Origin of the sequence: Saccharicrinis carchari (assembly GCF_900182605.1) — a bacterium.
Taxonomy (GTDB): Bacteria; Bacteroidota; Bacteroidia; order Bacteroidales; family Marinilabiliaceae; genus Saccharicrinis; species Saccharicrinis carchari.
Genome location: NZ_FXTB01000002.1, coordinates 108543 through 127655 on the forward strand (window position 1 = coordinate 108543; position 19113 = coordinate 127655).

Here is a 19113-nt window from a genome sequence, read left to right on the forward strand (position 1 = left end):
GGGCAAAATTGTTAAGCTCGCATATGATTAGCTTACTGCTTAAAAAACCGTGTGTGTGGGGACAGCCTCTGGCGTTAAGTGTAGAGCCTATTAATATTTGCAATTTAAAGTGCCCGGAATGTCCTACCGGCATGGGAATACTGACGCGCCCTAAAGGTATGTTAACGGTGGATAGCTTAAGAAACATGCTTAAGGGGACTGCTAAATCGTTGTGGCATTTAAATATATATTTTCAGGGCGAGCCGTACATGCACCCTGATTTTTTTGAGTTGGTAACGACGGCTAAAAAAGCTGAGCTGGTAGTTGAAACATCCACTAACGCACAGTTCCTGAATTACAGGCAAGCCCAAAAAACGATTCAAAGTGGTTTAGATGTAATAGTAGTATCGATGGATGGCAGTACACAGGGTGTTTACGAAAAATACAGGGTAGGGGGCGATATTGAAAAAGTGATTAAGGGTATTGAAAATTTGGTGAAGGCAAAAAAAGAAGCGCGTTCGCGGTATCCTCTCATCCGCCTTCAGTTTTTGGCTTTTTCTTATAATCAACATCAAATTAAGGAGATGAAGCAAATAGCATTTAACTTGGGTGTGGATAGTTTAGAAATTAAAAAAGCGCAGATTTATGGGGTAAATAATAAAACTGCACTGTTGCCTACCCAAAAAAAACTATCGCGCTATGCTGTGCAAAGGGATGGTGAGGTGCAGCTCCAAGGTAAAGTGCGCAACAGTTGCTGGAAACATTGGAGCTCCGCCGTAGTTACCTGGCGAGGGGATGTGGTGCCCTGTTGCTTCGATAAAGATGCAAAATACGTGATGGGAAATGCCAATCAACAAAACTTGAAGGAGATATGGTATAAAACCGAATTCAAGTACTTTAGAAGACGGGTGTTGCAAGCGCAACAAGATATTGACATCTGTAGCAACTGTCCATTGAGCAGGAAATAAATATAAGTGGTTGATTATTTTCTAAAACGTGGTTATTACCGTAGCTGGAAAAATTCTTAAATTATCCGGATTAAATAGGTAAGATTTTACTAAGCTATTTTACAAGAATTTATAATTTGACTCGACAGGAGTAGTTTTTGATGAATACAAATTTGATATAAAATTGATTTTTTTATCTTTATAGCTTAAGATGGAGCGTTTTTATATTAATCTGCAGGGTCTATTTATAAACTCCCTGCCTTTTTATTTATGACAACAGAAAAAAGTAAAACTGCACGCAGACTTAACGTATGGGTTAAAAGGAAGTTGGGGCCAACAACGGTGCCTTCGGGGGGAGGTTTTCACTATTGGCGCGAAAGGGTTTTCCATTATTTTACCTTAGCCTTAATGGGTATTGGGCTGATGGCTTATCTTTTTTACACCATCTCGTTTTTACAAAACAGCAACTACCTGTTGGCCGTAATAAGCAGCTTTATTTTTTTGAGTGTTGTATTTGTAGCTACGATAAAATCCTTTCCTTTTCGCTTAAGGGTTATATGGGTTTTATTTCTGGTATATCTGGTGGGTGGTTTGCTTTTTGTTTTTCAAAGTCCTGCATCCCTTGGTCTGGTTATGTTGCTTTCGTTCTCTATGTTGTCGGGAATGTTGTTGGGGCGGATTGCCGGCATGTATTCGGTAATTTTTAACATGGCTATGTTGGTGTTGGTGGCGTTTTTGCACCATGCTCGTCTTATCACGGCCGTTTTGTTACTGAATGTGAGTTTTTCAGAGTACACCAATTTATCTATTATTTTTTTATTTATAAACATAGCTACCCTTTTTCCATTGGTTTCGTTTATAAATAGCATGAGCTTTAGCTTTAAAAAAGAACTAAGGTACCAGAATATACTTGGGCAAGAACGCGAAAAGCTGATGCGCGCCATTGTTAAAGCTGAGGAGTCGGATGTGTTAAAAAGCTCTTTTTTATCCAACATGTCGCACGAAATTCGAACCCCCATGAACGCCATATTAGGGTTTAGTAACTTATTGTCGCACAAAGAAATAAGTGCGCCCGAGAAAGAGGAGTTTGTAAACCTGATTAACCTAAACGTAAAAAATCTGTTAACCATTGTCGAAGATCTTATTGATATATCGAAAATTGACACCGGGCAATTGCAGATACGTAATACTGCCGTGTGTTTGCACGATTTATTGGAGGAGGTGCATGCTAGCTTTTCCAGCGATATAAAGCGAAGGGGGCAGATGAATATTAAGCTTTACCTAAAGGAAGGGATTGCCGACAAAAATACCATGGTACTCACCGATGGCCCCCGGTTAAAACAGGTACTGTCCAATTTAGTGGGCAACGGTATAAAATTTACGGAAAGGGGATTTGTAGAGTTTGGTTATGAGCTTAAAAACGAAGGACTGCTGCAGTTTTACGTAAAAGATACCGGTATAGGCTTACCTGTAGGTAAGGAAGAGCGTGTGTTTGAACGGTTTTATAAACTGGCCGAAGGGCGACACACTCTTTATGGTGGAACCGGAATAGGGCTTTCGTTGGTTAAAGATTTACTGAACCTGATGGGAGGTAAAATATGGATAGAGTCCGAGCCTAATGTTGGTACATCTTTCTTTTTTACACTTCCTTTTCATAAGGTAAGGAGCGCCAGTTACAAATACGAAGAAAAAAAGCCGGTTAATATTTATAATTGGGAAGGTAAAACGTTTTTAATAGCAGAGGACGAAGAGGATAATTTCAGGTATCTTGAGGTAGCTCTTTCTATCTCCAATGCCAGTTTAATATGGGCTCGTACGGGTGTTGAAGCGGTTGAAACGTTTAAGCGTATAGGCAATATCGACTTGGTACTGATGGACATAAAAATGCCCGAAATGGATGGCTATGCTGCTACGCGTGAAATAAAAAAAATCAATAATAAAGTACCTGTTATTGCACAAACAGCTTACGCCATGTCCGAAGAAAGGGAGAAATCAAGTGAGGCAGGTTGCGACGATTATATTGCCAAGCCTATCGGTTATCATGATCTGCTAAATATTATCCATAAATATGTACCCGGAGGCGGGGAGTAACTTCTACATATAATAATCATTCAAATGCAATTATTTAAAATAGAAACCGGCAATTTTATGGCCGATGGCGGTGCCGTATTTGGTGTTGTGCCCAAGGTAATGTGGCAAAAAAAGTATCCGGCTAATGCGGATAATTATGTGAACTTAACGATGCGCTGCTTATTGATAAAAACTAACAATAAAATTGTTCTGATCGATACAGGGCTGGGTGACAAACAAAGCGATAAGTTTTTTTCCTATCACCATTTAAACGGTGATGATTCATTGTATAAATCGTTAAAGGCTATTAATGTGAGCTATGATCAGGTTACGGATGTTATCCTTACCCATTTGCATTTCGACCATTGCGGTGGTGCTGTGCAAAAAGGTGCAGATGGTAACTTGTTGCCTACTTTTGCCAATGCAAGGTATTGGCTGAGTGAAGCGCAATGGGAGAACTTTAATAATCCCAATGTGCGGGAAGGATCGGTTTATTTTAAAGAAAATATTCTGCCGATTCGTGAAGCAGGTCTTTTAAATCTAATTAAAGAAGATGGATGGCTTAGCCCACAGATAGAAATGCGAATTTTCAATGGCCATACCAAAGGACAAATCATACCAATAATAAAATACCATGATAAAACCATTGTTTATACGGCCGATCTGTTTCCGGTGATGGCGAGTATTCCCGAGGCTTGGGTGGCGGCCTACGATGTAGATCCGGTTGGCTCCATGAACGAGAAAAGAGCGTTTTTAAAAGAAGCTGTGGAAAATAATTATATCTTGTTTTTTGAGCACGACCTTTACAATGAATGCTGTACCTTGGTTCAAACAGAAAAAGGAATACAGGCCGGAGAGCGCTTTAAGTTGGAGATGGTGTTGTAAGCGTTTGTTGATTTAGGATGAATTTGCTGAAGATCGTTCTACTAAATACAATTACGAATTACAGGCTGCACAAAGTAATTATCGTGAGCATGCCAAGTTGCATGCAGAGCGCATAAAAAGGGATGGTAATTAACTTGCCATGAAGCCAATTGATACCATCCCTAATTATTTAGCGCATGTAAAAATTCTTACACTGGGCTTTACACGCTATGCCATTATCCCGTAATATAACTGGCCAGCCAGTCGCCCACTTGCGAAGTCTTATATGGCTTTTCTTTGCTGATGTCTTCGGTAACAATACCTTGTTCCAGCGATTTATTGACGGCTTGACGAATTAGCTCGGCTTCCTCTAATAAATCGAAGGACTCCAGCAGCATGGCGGCCGAAAGGACAGTAGCTACCGGGTTGGCAATATTTTTGCCTGCTGCTTGCGGGTACGAACCGTGGATAGGCTCAAAAACGGAGGTGTGCACACCAACCGATGCAGATGGCAACAAACCTAATGATCCGGTTATTACCGAAGCCTCGTCGCTAAGGATATCTCCAAACATGTTTTCGGTTACCATTACGTCGAACTTTTTAGGCCATTGTATTAATTGCATGGCAGCATTGTCAACGAACATGTAATCTACTTCAATATCTTTGTAGTCCGGCTCCATGGCTTGCGCAGTTTCTCTCCACAAACGCGAGGTGGCCAGTACGTTGGCTTTATCAACAATAGTTAGCCTTTTGTTTCTTTTGGCGGCATACGCAAAGGCGAGCTTTAGGATTCGCTCAATCTCGTCGGTGGTATAGGTACAGGTGTCAAAAGCTTTTTTTAAATCCTCAGAACGTCCTTTTTCGCCAAAGTAAATACCGCCCGTTAGCTCACGAACAACCAGTAAGTCGGCTCCTTCCACGATGTCCTTACGCAAGGGGCTTTTATCCAACAGCGATGGAAATGTAGCAACGGGACGTATGTTGGCATAGAGCCCTAGTTTTTTGCGCATGGCCAACAAACCCTGTTCAGGTCGTACCTTGGCTTTGGGATCGTTATCAAATTTGGGATCGCCAATGGCTCCAAACAACACGGCATCGGAGTCCATGCAAATCTGATGCGTTGCCTCGGGGTATGGATCGCCTACCTGGTCGATCGCCGTGGCTCCTACCAATGCCGGTGTATAGCTAATTTCGTGGTTAAATTTGGTAGCTACGGCATTGATAACTTTTTGTGCCTGTGCTACAATTTCGGGGCCGATACCGTCACCGGCCAATACTGCAATGTTTAGTTTCATTATGTTTGCTTTTAGTATCAAGATACAAGTATCAGGATATGCGATGATTTACATCTTAGATATATCTGATTAATTTTTCTCATTAATCAGCGTTTATTAGCCAACTATTGGCTTTCTATTGGTCATTCTGCACTACCTATTTTAAGTCAGCAGCAATTGCACTATGCTAATCTGCTGTTCAATATATTTTTGCAATGCAGGCAAAGTATTTATTTCGTTTTTAGGTATAATCTTTTAATTAATTATTAGCCTGTTGCGACCTTTGCTAAGGTGATTGCGAGTATATTTTAAATACCGGTTCAAGTACCGCTTTACTTTTCATGGCAACCTCAATAGCCCTAATTATCAATTAATTATCTATCATAAATTTTGATATGATACGTTGTACTCATTTGCTTGGTACTTATTTCTCACTCCTCCACTTTCTCTTTCCAGGCTAATTTACGACCTACAGCGCCCTCTTCTATAACGTTAAGCACTTTTATGGTAGCTTCAATGGCCGATTCAGTTTGATCGGCAGAAAGACCACGCGAAATGATTTCAGCACCTTTATAATCCCAGGTAATCACGGTTTCCACCAGGGCATCTGTTTTTCCACCCGGAGGTATGGTCACCCAATAATCCACCAAAACCGGATGCACTTTATTTAGTTTGGTATAAATTCGCCATAGGGCTCGCATAAAGGCATCGTACTGTCCGTCGCCTACAGCGGTTTCGTCGTATCTTTTTCCATTGATTTCAATGCTAATAGAAGCCAGCGGCCTAAGATCGTGTGCCAGCGAAAGGTTATAGTTACGTATTTTAATAGTATTGCGAACTGTAGAACTTTTTAAAACGTCGGAAATTATAAACGGAAGATCTTCAATCGTTACGGTTTCCTTTTTATCGCCCAATTCAATTACTCTTTGGGTAACTTTTTTCATATCCTCCGCATTGAGTTCAATGCCAAGCTCTTCCAGGTTCTTTTTAATGTTGGCCTTTCCCGAAGTCTTACCAAGGGCATATCTGCGGTTGCGCCCAAAACGTTCGGGCATCAGGTTATTAAAGTACAGGTTATCCTTGCTGTCGCCATCGGCATGTACCCCGCTGCATTGAGTAAATACATTGTAACCGGTTATGGGTTTGTTTTCGGGTATCCGCAATCCGGAGAATTGCTCTACCATTTTGCTTACCTGTGTTATCTTCGACTCGTTAATCTGATTCGGGAGTTTGAGATGATCGTTAAGTACGCCTATGACGCTGGCAAGTGGCACATTACCGGCTCTTTCGCCCAGCCCGTTTACGGTGGTATGGATGCCTTTGATACCGGTTTTTAAAGCCGAAAAAACATTGGCGGCTGCCATATCGTAGTCGTTATGGGCATGAAAATCGAAATGGGTATCCGGAAATCGCTGTACCATATCAGTACAAAAATTAAATGTTTGATCAGGATTAAGTATCCCCAGGGTGTCTGGGAGCATAATCCTTTTAACATTCATTTTTTTCATTTCGCCAATCACGTAATACACGTAATCGGGCGATGTTAGCATGCCGTTGCTCCAATCCTCGAGATAAATATTTACGCTAATATTCATCTCTTCGGCTTTACGCACTACCTCCCTCACATCACTCATATGCTGTTCCGGGGTTTTTCGCAGTTGGCTTTTTACATGCTTTAGCGACCCTTTGGTAAGGAGATTGATAACCCTTGCGCCTGCATCGTGCACCCAATTAAGCGATACCTCGCCGTCTATAAAACCCAGTACCTCTATTTTATGCAGGCAGTTTCGTTTTTTTGCCCATTGGGTGATACGCTTCACAGCAGAAAACTCACCTTCAGAAACCCGTGCCGAAGCTACCTCTAATCGATCTACCTTTATTTCTTCTATTAAAAGTCCGGCAATGGCCAGTTTTTCACTTTCGTTAAACGATACCCCGGTGGTTTGTTCACCATCGCGCAGGGTGGTATCCATTATTTCAATCTTCATGGTAATTTATTATTAGAATGATGAATAATGCTAAGCCAATAAGGGTTCGGCACAAATTAAGTTGATATCGATATATAATTGCATATCCATTATTAATGGAAATTTTACCCAATAGCAGGTGGCTTACTCTGTTGTTGAAGCATTGCACGAGGGCAATCGCTACTCTGCCGCGGCACTAATGCAAGCGGCCGAACATTGTATCCATATCATTTGTATTCCCGGGGGCAGCCCATTAAACGCCTCTTTTTGTACCAACTGTTACGATAACGGCTACTTTTTACTATGTGAATTAGGTCCCTCAACCCTGTATTTAAAGCTGGGGTTGAGGGACTTGTAGTTCGGTTTGCATCCCGAATCGGATTCGGTTGTACTGCTTTCGTCGGTCGTATTAAGAGCGTTTATTACAGGCAGATATTATAGTGTAAATATCTTACTATATACCTCTTATGCCCTGCTTAACTCGTAATTTGCAATCTCATCTTTTATATTTAGTAGATAGTCAATATCGTCGAAGCCATTGATCAGGCAATTTTTCTTATATCCGTTAATCTCAAAAGACTCGGTATTTCCGTTTGCTTTATTGGTGATGGTTTGATCTACCAGGTTAACAATTACTTTGTTGTCGGCATCGGCATCGAACAATTCTTGCAAAAATTTTTCGCTTACAACAACTGGCAATACGCCATTGTTTAAGGAGTTATTTTTAAATATATCGGCAAAAAAGCTCGATACCACTACTTTAAAACCATAGCCACGCACGGCCCAGGCGGCATGTTCGCGGCTCGAACCCGAACCGAAATTTTTACCGGCAACCAAAACCTCCCCTTTATATTGGGGTTTGTTTAAAACAAAATCTGCTTTAGGCGAACCATCTTTATTGTATCGCCAGTCGGCAAACAGGTTATCGCCAAAACCCTCTTTGGTGGTCGACTTTAAAAAGCGCGCAGGAATAATCTGGTCGGTGTCAACATTTTCTATGGCAAGCGGAACATAAGTTGATTCTATGGTAGTGAATTTATCTATTGGCATTTTTAATTATTTTAAAATTTATAAAGTACGAGGGTCAGTTATAACACCACTAGTTGCGCAGGCTGCTGCAGTTAATGGGCTGGCCAGTAATGTGCGTGCACCGGGCCCTTGTCTGCCTTCGAAATTACGGTTACTGGTAGCCACGGCGTACTTACCGGGAGGTACCTTATCATCGTTCATAGCCAGGCAGGCCGAACATCCGGGCTGGCGCAATTCAAAACCAGCGTCTTCCAATACATCTTTTATCCCTTCTTCAACTGCTTGCTTTTCAACTTGTTGACTTCCGGGTACAATCCAAGCGGTAAGTCCTTCTGCTTTTTTCTTACCTTTTACGGCATTGGCAAACACACGTAAATCCTCAATTCGGCCGTTGGTACAACTACCCACAAATATCCAGTCTACTTTTTTACCCAGCATTTCTTCGCCCGGTTCGTAGCCCATGTACTCTAAAGATTTGAGGTAGCTTTTTTGCGAAGATTCTTCGATGGAATCGAGCGTAGGTATGCTTTGCGTAATGCCAACGCCCATACCTGGATTGGTTCCGTAGGTAATCATTGGTTCAATGTCGGCCGCGTCAAAGTAATATTCTTTGTCGTAAACTGCATCTTTGTCGCTTGCCAGGGCTTTCCATTTTTGAACGGCCACATCCCAGTCTGCTCCTTTAGGTGCATACTCTCTGTCTTTAACATAGGCGAATGTTTTTTCGTCGGGGGCAATAAGTCCACCACGGGCTCCCATTTCTATACTCATGTTGCACACTGTCATACGGGCCTCCATGCTCAGGTCGCGGATGGCCGAGCCGGCAAACTCCACAAAATAACCGGTACCACCACTCGCTGTTAGTTGTGCGATAACATATAGTACCAAATCCTTTGCTGTTACACCCTTATCAAGCTTACCATCAATATTTATTTTCATGGTTTTTGGACGAGGCTGCAATATGCATTGCGTGGCCAGCACCATCTCCACTTCGGATGTACCTATACCAAAGGCAATACTACCGAAAGCACCATGCGTAGAAGTGTGGCTATCGCCGCAAACAATGGTCATGCCCGGTTGTGTGATCCCATTTTCAGGACCCACTACGTGTACTATACCATTTTTTGGATGCAACAAACCAAACAACTTAATATTATTTTCTTCGCAGTTTTTGGTTAAGGTATCTACCTGAAAACGCGATATTTTATCGGCAATGGGTAAATGCTGATTGATAGTGGGGATATTATGATCGGGGGTGGCAAAGGTTTTTTCCGGACGGAATACCTTTATGCCGCGTTCTTTTAGACCGGCAAATGCCTGTGGACTGGTTACCTCGTGAATCAAGTGTCTGTCTATATACAATACGGAAGGGCCATCCTTGATGGTCTTCACTTCGTGCATATCCCAAATTTTGTCGAAAAGTGTTTTACTAGCCAATTTATTTTCTGTTTAAAGTTTTTAATAAAAATAGTATCAAGTACAAAGTATCCGCATGTTATTTATTCTCAAGTGCATTATTATTGATACTTGATGCTAATACATTTATGGATTAAACCACTTTAGAAAGGGCATCTAAATAAGCCCATACCGAAGCAGTGAGTATGTCAACGTTGGCTCCAAAGCCATGAACCGTTCGGCCGTTGTCGGCGAGTTGTACATGTACTTTACCTATTTCGGACGAACCTCGTGTAACAGCTTGTACCAAATATTCTTCTAACACCACATTTACGGGTATCATTTTTTTGATAGCGTTAAAAGCCGCATCAACCGGCCCGTTACCTGTGGCAGTTTCCGTCATTATTTTACCATTGTAATTAATGGTAACGGTAGCTGTTGGAATACATGATTTTCCACAAATTACCTGAAACTCGTCCAGCTTAAGCAGCCGTTCTTCCTTTTTTTCGTGTCCTACCAACACGTCTAAATCCTCATCCGAAATATCTTTTTTGGCATCGGCCAATACCAGGAAGTTTTTATATACATGATCCAATTTTTCGGGAGAGAGTTTATAGCCTAACACATCGAGGCGATGCTTAAGGGCGGCTCTTCCGCTTCTTGCGGTCAGTACAATACTCGATTCCTTCACGCCCACATCTGCGGGGTCAATAATCTCGTAGGTTTCGCGATTTTTCAGTACTCCGTCCTGGTGTATGCCCGACGAGTGTGCAAAAGCATTTCGACCCACAATGGCTTTATTGGCCTGTACCGGCATTCGCATCAAAGTAGATACCAATTTGCTGGTTTTAATAATTTGTTTGGCATCAATACCTGTTGTATAGTTGAGGTCTTTATGCGATTTCATCGCCATTACCACCTCTTCGAGTGCCGTATTTCCGGCACGCTCACCCAAACCATTTAATGTTACCTCTACTTGTCGTGCTCCATTTACTACTCCGGCCAGGGTATTTGCTGTGGCCATTCCTAAATCGTTATGGCAGTGGGTAGAGATAATGGCTTTGTCGATATTGGGCACATTGTTTTTTAAATAAGCAATTTTAGCACCATACTCCAATGGCAAACAATAACCCGTAGTATCAGGGATATTAACAACTGTTGCACCGGCACCAATTACTGCCTCAATAACCCGCGCCAGGTATTCGTTGTCGCTGCGTCCGGCATCTTCGGCATAGAACTCTACGTCGTCTACAAATTTACGTGCATACGTTACCGCTGCAATGGCGCGTTCAATAATTTCGTCGGGATTGGAGTTTAATTTTTGGTAGATGTGATAAGGTGAAGTGCCTATGCCCGTGTGTATTCTCCCTCGTTTGGCAAACTTAAGCGCATCAGCGGCTACTTCAATATCTTTTTTAACGGCTCTTGTAAGTGCACAGATAACAGGGTTGCTAACTGCTTTAGAAACCTCTACCACCGAATTAAAATCACCCGGACTTGAAATAGGGAACCCGGCCTCAATAATATCTACACCCAATTTTTCGAGTTGCTTGGCCACTTCAATTTTTTCGATAGTGTTTAATTGGCAACCCGGGACCTGTTCTCCATCCCGTAACGTGGTGTCGAAAATATAAACTCTATTGCTCATAATGCTTTTTTGTGTTTAAATGGACGAAGCCGGGATATGACCTCGTTCCTATCTTAATTTAATATGTTTCTATGCCTTTAATTTTATTGTCAATTCTCAGCTTCTTCAAATATTTTTCTAAAAGTTCTTCGCGAACTTTGGTAATGGCCACCCTGCCTGAACGAATAAACTGCAGTACGCCATATTTATCTAACTTTACAAAAAGCTCTTGTGTTTCGGATTTGTGTCCTGTTTTTTGTATGACTGTATAATCGGGTGTTACCTCCATAATACGAGCACCGTAGCTGCGTACGAGCTGTTCAATTTCGTTGCCCGATAGCAAGGCCTCGGTGGGTACTTTGTAGAGTGCCAGCTCCTGATGAATTATTTCGTCGGTTGTGAACACGAATACTTTGAGCACATCGATTTTTTTCTCCAACTGACCTCTCAGTTTTTCTATCTGCTCTCTGGTGGAATATACAACTATGGTAAATTTATGTATCCCTTCCAAAGCCGATTCCGAAGTATTTAAGCTTTCAATATTGATGCTTCGTCGGGTAAAAGCAGTTGTTATTTGATTGAGCAAACCTACGTGGTTCTCGGAAAATATGGTTAAGGTGAATTCTTGCTGCATGGCATTTAATTTTAAATGTGTAACTGATTAATTACTCCAAACGTATATCGGAAACGGAACTTCCTGCTGGTACCATTGGAAAAACGTTGCCTTCTTTTTCAACTTTTACTTCGAGCAAGAAAGGCCCATCATGATTAGCCATACGCTGTATAGCTTCATCCAGCTTGTTGCGCGATTCCACCAGAACACTTTCGATACCGTAGCCTTTGGTTATCATCTGAAAATCAGGATTAACAAGTTCTGTTGATGCATATCTGCCATCAAAAAACAACTCTTGCCATTGGCGAACCATACCTAAAAAGTTATTGTTGAGGATGATAATTTTAACTTTGGCTTTGGTTTGGAAAATAGTACCCAGTTCCTGTATAGTCATCTGAAAGCCACCATCGCCAATAAAAACACATACCTCACGGTCGGGTGCCCCCAGCTTTGCCCCCAGGGCAGCCGGAAGTCCAAAGCCCATAGTGCCAAGACCACCTGAAGTTACGTTGCTACGTGTTTGTTTAAAGTTAAAATAACGTGAAGCCATCATTTGATGTTGTCCTACATCGGTTACTAAAACGGCATCGTCGTTGAATGCCTTGGATACTTTATGAATTACCTCTCCCATTGTCATTCCTTTTTGTGTGGGGAACACCTCGTTGGTAATCACTTTTTCCGTTTCAATTTTATCACAAGCCCTAAACTCAGATAGCCATTCGGGGTGCTTGTTTGGCTTAAGCTCTGCGGTTAACGCTGGCAGGGTGTCTTTTACGCTCCCCAGCACGGCCACGTCGGCTTTGATGTTTTTATTTACTTCGGCCGGATCAATTTCTAAGTGAATTACCTTGGCTTGGGTGGCATAACTGCTCACATCGCCTGTAACCCTATCGTCGAATCTCATGCCAATAGCAATCAGTACATCACATTCGTTGGTTTTAAGGTTGGGCCCGTAATTACCGTGCATACCAAGCATGCCAACATTCAGTTCGTAATCCGTAGGCATGGCCGAAAGCCCCAGAAGAGTCCAGGCGGCGGGGATGCCTGTTTTGTCTAAAAAAGCTTTCAGTTCCTCTTCGGCATGTCCCAAAATTACGCCCTGGCCAACCAAAGCCATTGGTTTTTTTGCTGCATTGATTAAGTCGGCTGCATCGTGTATCGATTCTATTTTTGTAACAGGTACCGGGGTGTAACTTCTTATGTAGTTAATTTTTTTATAATCAAATGCTACCTTCCCAAATTGTGCATCTTTGGTAATGTCGATTACCACAGGCCCGGGACGTCCGGTGGTTGCAATGTAAAAGGCTTTGGCAATAACCTCCGGTATTTCTTCTGCATTTTTTACCAAATGGTTCCATTTTGTAATGGGTTGGGTAATGCCTATCACGTCAATTTCCTGAAAGGCATCGGAGCCCAGAAGTGGCGAGGCCACCTGCCCTGTGATAACCACCAGGGGTGTGGAATCGAGCATGGCATCGGCTATTCCGGTAACCAGATTGGTGGCGCCGGGACCCGATGTAGCGAAGGCTACTCCCACTTTACCGTTTACCCTTGCATATCCTTGGGCGGCATGAACGGCTCCCTGCTCATGGCGGGTGAGCACATGGTGCAATTTATCCTGATAATCGTATAGGGCGTCATAAACAGGCATGATTGCTCCGCCCGGATACCCGAATATTAAATCTACACCCTCACATAGCAATGAGCGAAGCACGGCTTCAGAACCGGAAAGTATCTCCTTTTCATTTTTTTTCTTCTCCATGAGTAATTGGCTTCGTGGTTCCATAGTTATTTAGATTATTAGATTATTATCTTTTATCTTGTTTAAATCATCCTTACAGCTCCTTTATCGGCGGAGCTTACTAAGCTGGCATAGGCCCTAAGTGCACCGGTTACACGGCGGGGGCGGGGATCGGGTACATAGGCTTTATTTCCTTTGGCTTCTTCGTTTTTTCTCCTTTGCGCCAGTATCTCGTCGGAAACTAATACGTTGATAGATCGCTCGGGAATATTTATTTCAATTTCATCGCCGGTATGCACCAGGCCTATGGCACCACCTGCTGCCGCTTCGGGCGACACATGGCCAATAGACAGGCCAGAGGTACCTCCGGAGAATCTGCCATCGGTTATCAAGGCGCACTTTTCGCCCAGATGACGCGATTTAATATAAGATGTAGGATAGAGCATCTCCTGCATGCCGGGGCCACCTCTGGGGCCTTCGTACACAATCACCACCACATCTCCGGCCTTAACCTCACCCGATAAAATTCCGTCGCAGGCATCATCTTGCGATTGGTAAACCCTTGCTTTTCCTTTAAACTTAAAAATTGACTCGTCCACACCTGCCGTTTTAACCACACATCCATCAGTGGCAATATTACCCTTTAGAACAGCTAAACCGCCATCTTTGTTGTAAGCATTTTTTACTGATCGGATACAGCCCTTTTCTCTGTCGAGATCGAGCTTGGCATAATGGGTCTTTTGCGAGCCCATGGTCAGGTTGCGAATACCCGCCGGGGCGCTTGTATAAATACTTTTTACTTTGTCGGAGATCTGAGGATTGGTAACATCATATTGTGCCATAGCCTGTTTAAGGGTAAGCCCGTCAGCTCTGCACACACTGCTGTCAATCAATCCACCTCTGTCGAGTTCGGCCAAAATACCCAATATGCCACCGGCCCGGTTCACGTCCTCGATATGATAGTCGGAGTTTGGCGCTACCTTTGCGAGTACAGGGGTGTTTCGCGATATTTGGTCGATATCATCCATGGTAAAATTCAGGTTGGCCTCGTGTGCAATAGCCAGGATGTGCAGTACGGTATTGGTAGATCCGCCCATGGCCACATCTAATGTCATGGCATTTTTAAAGGCACTGAGCGATCCAATATTGCGTGGTAATATCGAATCGTCGCCATCTCTATAGTATTTATAGGTATTATCAACAATTATTTTAGCAGCCTGTTCAAACAAGTGCTTTCTGTTTATGTGAGTGGCCACAATGGTGCCATTGCCCGGTAAAGCCAAACCAATGGCTTCGTTGAGGCAGTTCATTGAATTTGCTGTAAACATTCCGGAGCAGGAACCGCAAGTGGGACAGGCGTTTTCTTCTACAGCCAACACTTCGGCATCTGAAACGGTATCGTCGGCTGCCATTACCATCGCATCTACCAGATCCAGCGCTTTGTCACCAACCTTTCCGGCTTCCATTGGTCCGCCCGAAACAAAAATTGTTGGAATATTCAAGCGCATGGCTGCCATAAGCATTCCCGGCGTTATTTTGTCGCAGTTGCTTATACAAATCATGGCATCGGCCATATGTGCGTTGCACATGTATTCTACACTATCGGCAATTACATCGCGCGAGGGCAAGGAATACAACATGCCATCATGTCCCATAGCGATACCGTCGTCAACAGCAATGGTATTAAACTCAGCGGCAAAACAACCTTGTGCCTCTATCATTCGCTTCACTTCCTGTCCAATCTGGTGCAGATGTACGTGTCCGGGAACAAATTGCGTGAATGAGTTAACGATGGCAATCATTGGCTTGCCAAACTGCTCCTCCTTAACACCGTTTGCGCGCCATAAGCTACGCGCCCCGGCCATACGCCGTCCTTCGGTTGTTGTTGCACTTCTTAGTTTATTTTTCATTGTAATGTAACATCTAAAAAAAAAGCCCTCCTCATACTATTGAGAAAGGCTTAAATAAATTCTTGTAATAATTATTTTTTACACACCATCCTCAGTTCTGCTTGGTAATGACCAAGAGAATAACGTTAAGGACGATGAGGGAAAATATATTTTTCATTTTCATTTCTACTGATAGGTAACGGTTACAAATGTAGAGATTTTTTTTAATCTCCAAAAGAAAAATGAAAAATTATACATTTTTTTTTCATTACCCACTAGTATTTTACTTGTTCTATTTTATGGGAGTGTCTATTTGCTTGTTGAAGAGGGCATTGTATATTTGTATAAATATACAGTTTTAATGTTATTCACTTCAACTAACGGGATAAGAGAATGCATGACAGCAGTGATTTTAATACTGGGTTAAAATACTTTTTGCGTGTTTTAAAAGTACTTTGCTTAATTTCCTATAATCGTACTCCCATAAATAGTACATCATCTATCTGATCCAAATCTCCTTTCCAATTGTTAAAGTAATCACCGATCAACTCGCCTTGCTTGTCCATTGGTTTTTCGTGTATTTTTTGGAGCAATTTAGTCACACCCACCTTCATCATTTTTTTACCTTTGGGACCACCGAACTGATCTGTATAGCCATCGGTAAAGAGGTATACAGAATCGCCTTTTGAGCAGTCGTATTCGTAGTTTACAAATTTGGTTTTTTCGGCTACTTTGTCGTCTCCAATGCTTCGGCGTGTACCGTTATAGGTAGTCAGGGTTTTGTTGATATATAAAAAAACCGGGCGTTTGGCAGAGGCCAATCTAACCTTTTTACTTTTTAAATTTATCTCAATAACTGAGATGTCCATTCCATCGGGTGCATTATTCTCATTATCTTGTTGTAGCAAAGTGTTAATGTTGCTATCTAATTTTTCCAATATGTCGGCCGGCGATGCTATATCTCCTCTTTTGTTGATGTCGTTTAGCAGGGTAGTTCCAATCATTGACATAAATGCCCCTGGTACGCCATGTCCGGTACAATCGGCACAGCACAAAATAAACTTATCTTTATGCTTAGTGTACCAATAAAAATCGCCACTTACAATATCTCTTGGTGCAAAAAATATAAAGGATTCGTTAAAAGTATCTTTTAAAGCACTAATCGGAGGCAGTATAGAACTTTGAATACGCTTGGCATAGTTTATACTTGCGGTAATGTCAATATTTTTGCGTTCAATTTCATTTTTTTGTTTACGCAAAATAACGGTTTGTAAATCCACCTCTCTTTCCAGTTCTTCTTTTTGCAACCTCAATTGGCGCTCTCTGAGTTTAACTATCCAATAGAACAGCAGTCCGATAAAGGTAATGAGCAGAAGGTAAAACCAATATTTTTTCCATACGGGACTGGCTATTTCAATGGGAACGGTTATGGGAGTTATACTTGCTATGCCGTCGCCATTAAAAGCCCTGATCTTTAATTTGTACTCACCATCGGGTAAAAATTCATATTCCCTGAATTTGGTGTTTCCTATGTCTACCCAATCGGATTGATCTTCCCCTTTGGTTTCAAGCTTGTACTGGTAGGTTACGGCATTGGGATCTTTAAAGCTGATGCCGGTAAAATCGAATCGAAGCTTGGAGTATTTTTTGTTATACGGGTAGGGTAGTTTTATGGCTTGATCTAAGGGGTAAGGTTCGCCGGAAATTTTTATGCTGTTCAGATTAATTTTCGGGGGTGTCAGGTTTATTTTATCCCGATCAGGAATGTATTTGATTATTCCATTGCTTGAAGCAAACCAAATATTGTTTTCCTGATCTTCCCACAGTTTATAGAAGTCGCCACCCATTTGGTCATTGAAATCATATTTTTTTATTTGATTGTTTTTTAAGTTAATCGTACTTATACCGGGCCAATGTGCCACCCATAGTTTTTGGTTTTTATCGCAAACTATATCGTAGCAGTAGTTTTTTGTGAGTCCATCGTTTATGTCGATAATCTGTATGATAGAATCCTGGTTATATTTCATCACGCCTTTACCCATGGTAGCGAGCCAAAAGTTACCCTCGGCATCGGAAGTCATTCCGGAAATATCGAGAGGGGCTTGCCAAAGCCGATGGACTTCTATCTCATTGCTATCAACACGGCATATGCCGCTTGATTTTGGCCCAATCCAAATGTTTTTTTGTTTGTCGATATAAACAAAGTTGATGTTGTTGTGTGGCAGTTTTTCTCGTGTTGTAAGCAGGCTCGCCTCTTTGGTTTTTAAGTTTACATTGTAAAAACCATCGGTGGTGGCCAGATAAATGTGCTGGTTTAAGACGGCCATATCGTTTAAAACCGGATCCTTGACGCCTTTGATGAACTTGTATTTTGTAAATTGGAGCTTGTCTTTTTCGCGATAAAAAAGACCCGAACTGAATGAAGCGAGCCATAAGGTGCTATCCTTGTCGTAGTGGATGGCAATTATTTCGTCGTTGGGAACACCTAATGGACTATCATAATATTCGTGATCTGAAAAACAAAAGGGGTCGGTTCGAAGTACACCGTTGTTTAAACCTATCCATAAGTTTCCTGATGTAGCCATAACAGATTTGGCCTTACTCATTTTAAAGCCAATATCCTGAAGCTTGTAGTGAACAAAGGAATCGTCGAGCAGTAAGGATACGCCTCCGCCATAGGTGGCAAACCATAGGTTTCCTTCCCTATCGCCCCATATATCCTTAATGTAATCATGGTTTAGTCCATTCTCGGTAGAAAAATTAAAAGATTGTACAAAAGACTGTGTGCGGGCATCTAAGAACAACTTTATTACCCCTTTGCCCCATGTTGCTAAAAGCAGGTTACCATCTTGTTCTTCGTATATATCGTGTATGCTTTCGTATTCGATGTTAAATTTTACACATAAATTATTGCTGGCATAATGCGTGGTAGTACCCTTATTAAATCGGTATTTATAAAACCCCTGGTCTTCAGTAGCTATCCAATACTCGTTGTCAATAGCTCTGCGCTTAACTATGGTGTTAATTTTTGTTGGTGGTATGGAGGTAACGGTGCTTAAGGATTTGGCCTGGCCCTTTTCATCCAGATGCAAATGCATTAGTCCTTCGGCAGTGCCTATTAATATATTGAATGGATTGGGCGCTTCAACGCTGTAGTAGAGTTTATCGGCAAACAAATTTTCCTGAAAAAAGGAGGTGATATTTTTTTCAGGGTCTATTCGCAGCAAGCCGTTATTTTGAACGGTAGCCCATATGTTGCCCAGCTTATCCTGGGTGATATCTTCGATAGGGCTTGATGCTTTTTCTGCAGGGAGTATTGTGCTAAACGCTCCATTTTTATAGTACGAGAGAGTACCGTTGTTGTGTCCTACCCAAAGCACTCCATCTTTATCTACAAATAAAGAACGAACAAAATCAGAAGCCAAGGAGTCGTTTTGTGTATAGGTTATAAAGTCGATACCATCGTACCTTACCAAACCCTCGCCAGTTCCAATCCACATATAGCCATCGAGGTCTTCGGCTAAGGAATATGCATAATTTTGGGGCAAGCCCATATCCGAGTCAAAAGTTTTAAAGTTGAATGATTGAGAACATATTAGGGGTGGCAGAGCGAACAGAAAACCAACAATAAACACTATTTGCTTAAAAATATCCATTGCAATTCTTAACCCGATACCACTGGCCGTAGGCATGTTTTTATTTATAAAATACTTCATTC

General features: G+C 42.0%; 12 protein-coding genes. 3 read left to right on the top strand and 9 right to left on the bottom strand.

Annotated elements, in window-relative coordinates:
* The first annotated feature begins 23 nt into the window (after positions 1 to 23).
* From FN809_RS05035 to FN809_RS05045, 3 genes are all read left to right on the top strand, one after another.
* The gene (locus FN809_RS05035; protein WP_185957454.1) at positions 24 to 947 is read left to right on the top strand and encodes a radical SAM/SPASM domain-containing protein; all 924 of its coding nucleotides are present in this window, start codon (positions 24 to 26) and stop codon (positions 945 to 947) included.
* Between the two features lie 249 nt (positions 948 to 1196).
* On the top strand, positions 1197 to 3017 hold the full coding sequence (locus FN809_RS05040) for an ATP-binding protein (protein ID WP_142532408.1): 1821 nt from the start codon (positions 1197 to 1199) through the stop codon (positions 3015 to 3017).
* A gap of 24 nt (positions 3018 to 3041) precedes the next feature.
* Entirely contained in the window at positions 3042 to 3881 is an 840-nt protein-coding gene (locus tag FN809_RS05045) for an MBL fold metallo-hydrolase (RefSeq protein ID WP_142532409.1), read from the top strand.
* A 215-nt stretch (positions 3882 to 4096) separates the two neighbouring features.
* Here FN809_RS05045 and leuB read toward each other — a convergent pair whose 3' ends face one another.
* From leuB to FN809_RS05090, 9 genes are all read right to left on the bottom strand, one after another.
* Entirely contained in the window at positions 4097 to 5155 is a 1059-nt protein-coding gene (gene leuB / locus FN809_RS05050; protein ID WP_142532410.1) for a 3-isopropylmalate dehydrogenase, read from the bottom strand.
* Between the two features lie 410 nt (positions 5156 to 5565).
* A complete protein-coding gene (locus FN809_RS05055; RefSeq protein ID WP_142532411.1) occupies positions 5566 to 7122 on the bottom strand; it encodes an alpha-isopropylmalate synthase regulatory domain-containing protein in 1557 nt (518 codons plus the stop codon).
* Between the two features lie 444 nt (positions 7123 to 7566).
* Positions 7567 to 8151, bottom strand: a complete 585-nt coding sequence (gene leuD / locus FN809_RS05060) for a 3-isopropylmalate dehydratase small subunit (protein ID WP_142532412.1) — start codon at positions 8149 to 8151, stop codon at positions 7567 to 7569.
* Positions 8152 to 8169: 18 nt separating this feature from the next.
* Positions 8170 to 9567: a 3-isopropylmalate dehydratase large subunit gene (leuC, locus tag FN809_RS05065; RefSeq protein ID WP_142532413.1), complete on the bottom strand. Its 1398-nt coding sequence runs from the start codon at positions 9565 to 9567 to the stop codon at positions 8170 to 8172.
* A gap of 112 nt (positions 9568 to 9679) precedes the next feature.
* On the bottom strand, positions 9680 to 11173 hold the full coding sequence (locus FN809_RS05070) for a 2-isopropylmalate synthase (RefSeq protein WP_142532414.1): 1494 nt from the start codon (positions 11171 to 11173) through the stop codon (positions 9680 to 9682).
* A 58-nt stretch (positions 11174 to 11231) separates the two neighbouring features.
* A complete protein-coding gene (ilvN, locus tag FN809_RS05075; RefSeq protein ID WP_142532415.1) occupies positions 11232 to 11786 on the bottom strand; it encodes an acetolactate synthase small subunit in 555 nt (184 codons plus the stop codon).
* 31 nt (positions 11787 to 11817) lie between these two features.
* A complete protein-coding gene (gene ilvB, locus FN809_RS05080) occupies positions 11818 to 13551 on the bottom strand; it encodes a biosynthetic-type acetolactate synthase large subunit (RefSeq protein WP_142532416.1) in 1734 nt (577 codons plus the stop codon).
* A gap of 38 nt (positions 13552 to 13589) precedes the next feature.
* Positions 13590 to 15416, bottom strand: coding sequence for a dihydroxy-acid dehydratase (gene ilvD, locus FN809_RS05085; RefSeq protein ID WP_142532417.1), 1827 nt, complete (start codon positions 15414 to 15416; stop codon positions 13590 to 13592).
* 446 nt (positions 15417 to 15862) lie between these two features.
* Positions 15863 to 19111: a two-component regulator propeller domain-containing protein gene (locus tag FN809_RS05090; protein WP_246095468.1), complete on the bottom strand. Its 3249-nt coding sequence runs from the start codon at positions 19109 to 19111 to the stop codon at positions 15863 to 15865.
* Positions 19112 to 19113 lie beyond the last annotated feature (2 nt).

Coding starts and splice junctions, on each gene's coding strand:
- ilvD (WP_142532417.1), bottom strand. CDS start 15,416: ATGAAAAATAAACTAAGAAGTGCAACAACAACCGAAGGACGGCGTATG.
- FN809_RS05035 (WP_185957454.1), top strand. CDS start 24: ATGATTAGCTTACTGCTTAAAAAACCGTGTGTGTGGGGACAGCCTCTG.
- FN809_RS05090 (WP_246095468.1), bottom strand. CDS start 19,111: ATGAAGTATTTTATAAATAAAAACATGCCTACGGCCAGTGGTATCGGG.
- FN809_RS05045 (WP_142532409.1), top strand. CDS start 3,042: ATGCAATTATTTAAAATAGAAACCGGCAATTTTATGGCCGATGGCGGT.
- FN809_RS05055 (WP_142532411.1), bottom strand. CDS start 7,122: ATGAAGATTGAAATAATGGATACCACCCTGCGCGATGGTGAACAAACC.
- ilvB (WP_142532416.1), bottom strand. CDS start 13,551: ATGGAACCACGAAGCCAATTACTCATGGAGAAGAAAAAAAATGAAAAG.
- leuD (WP_142532412.1), bottom strand. CDS start 8,151: ATGCCAATAGATAAATTCACTACCATAGAATCAACTTATGTTCCGCTT.
- leuB (WP_142532410.1), bottom strand. CDS start 5,155: ATGAAACTAAACATTGCAGTATTGGCCGGTGACGGTATCGGCCCCGAA.
- FN809_RS05040 (WP_142532408.1), top strand. CDS start 1,197: ATGACAACAGAAAAAAGTAAAACTGCACGCAGACTTAACGTATGGGTT.
- FN809_RS05070 (WP_142532414.1), bottom strand. CDS start 11,173: ATGAGCAATAGAGTTTATATTTTCGACACCACGTTACGGGATGGAGAA.
- ilvN (WP_142532415.1), bottom strand. CDS start 11,786: ATGCAGCAAGAATTCACCTTAACCATATTTTCCGAGAACCACGTAGGT.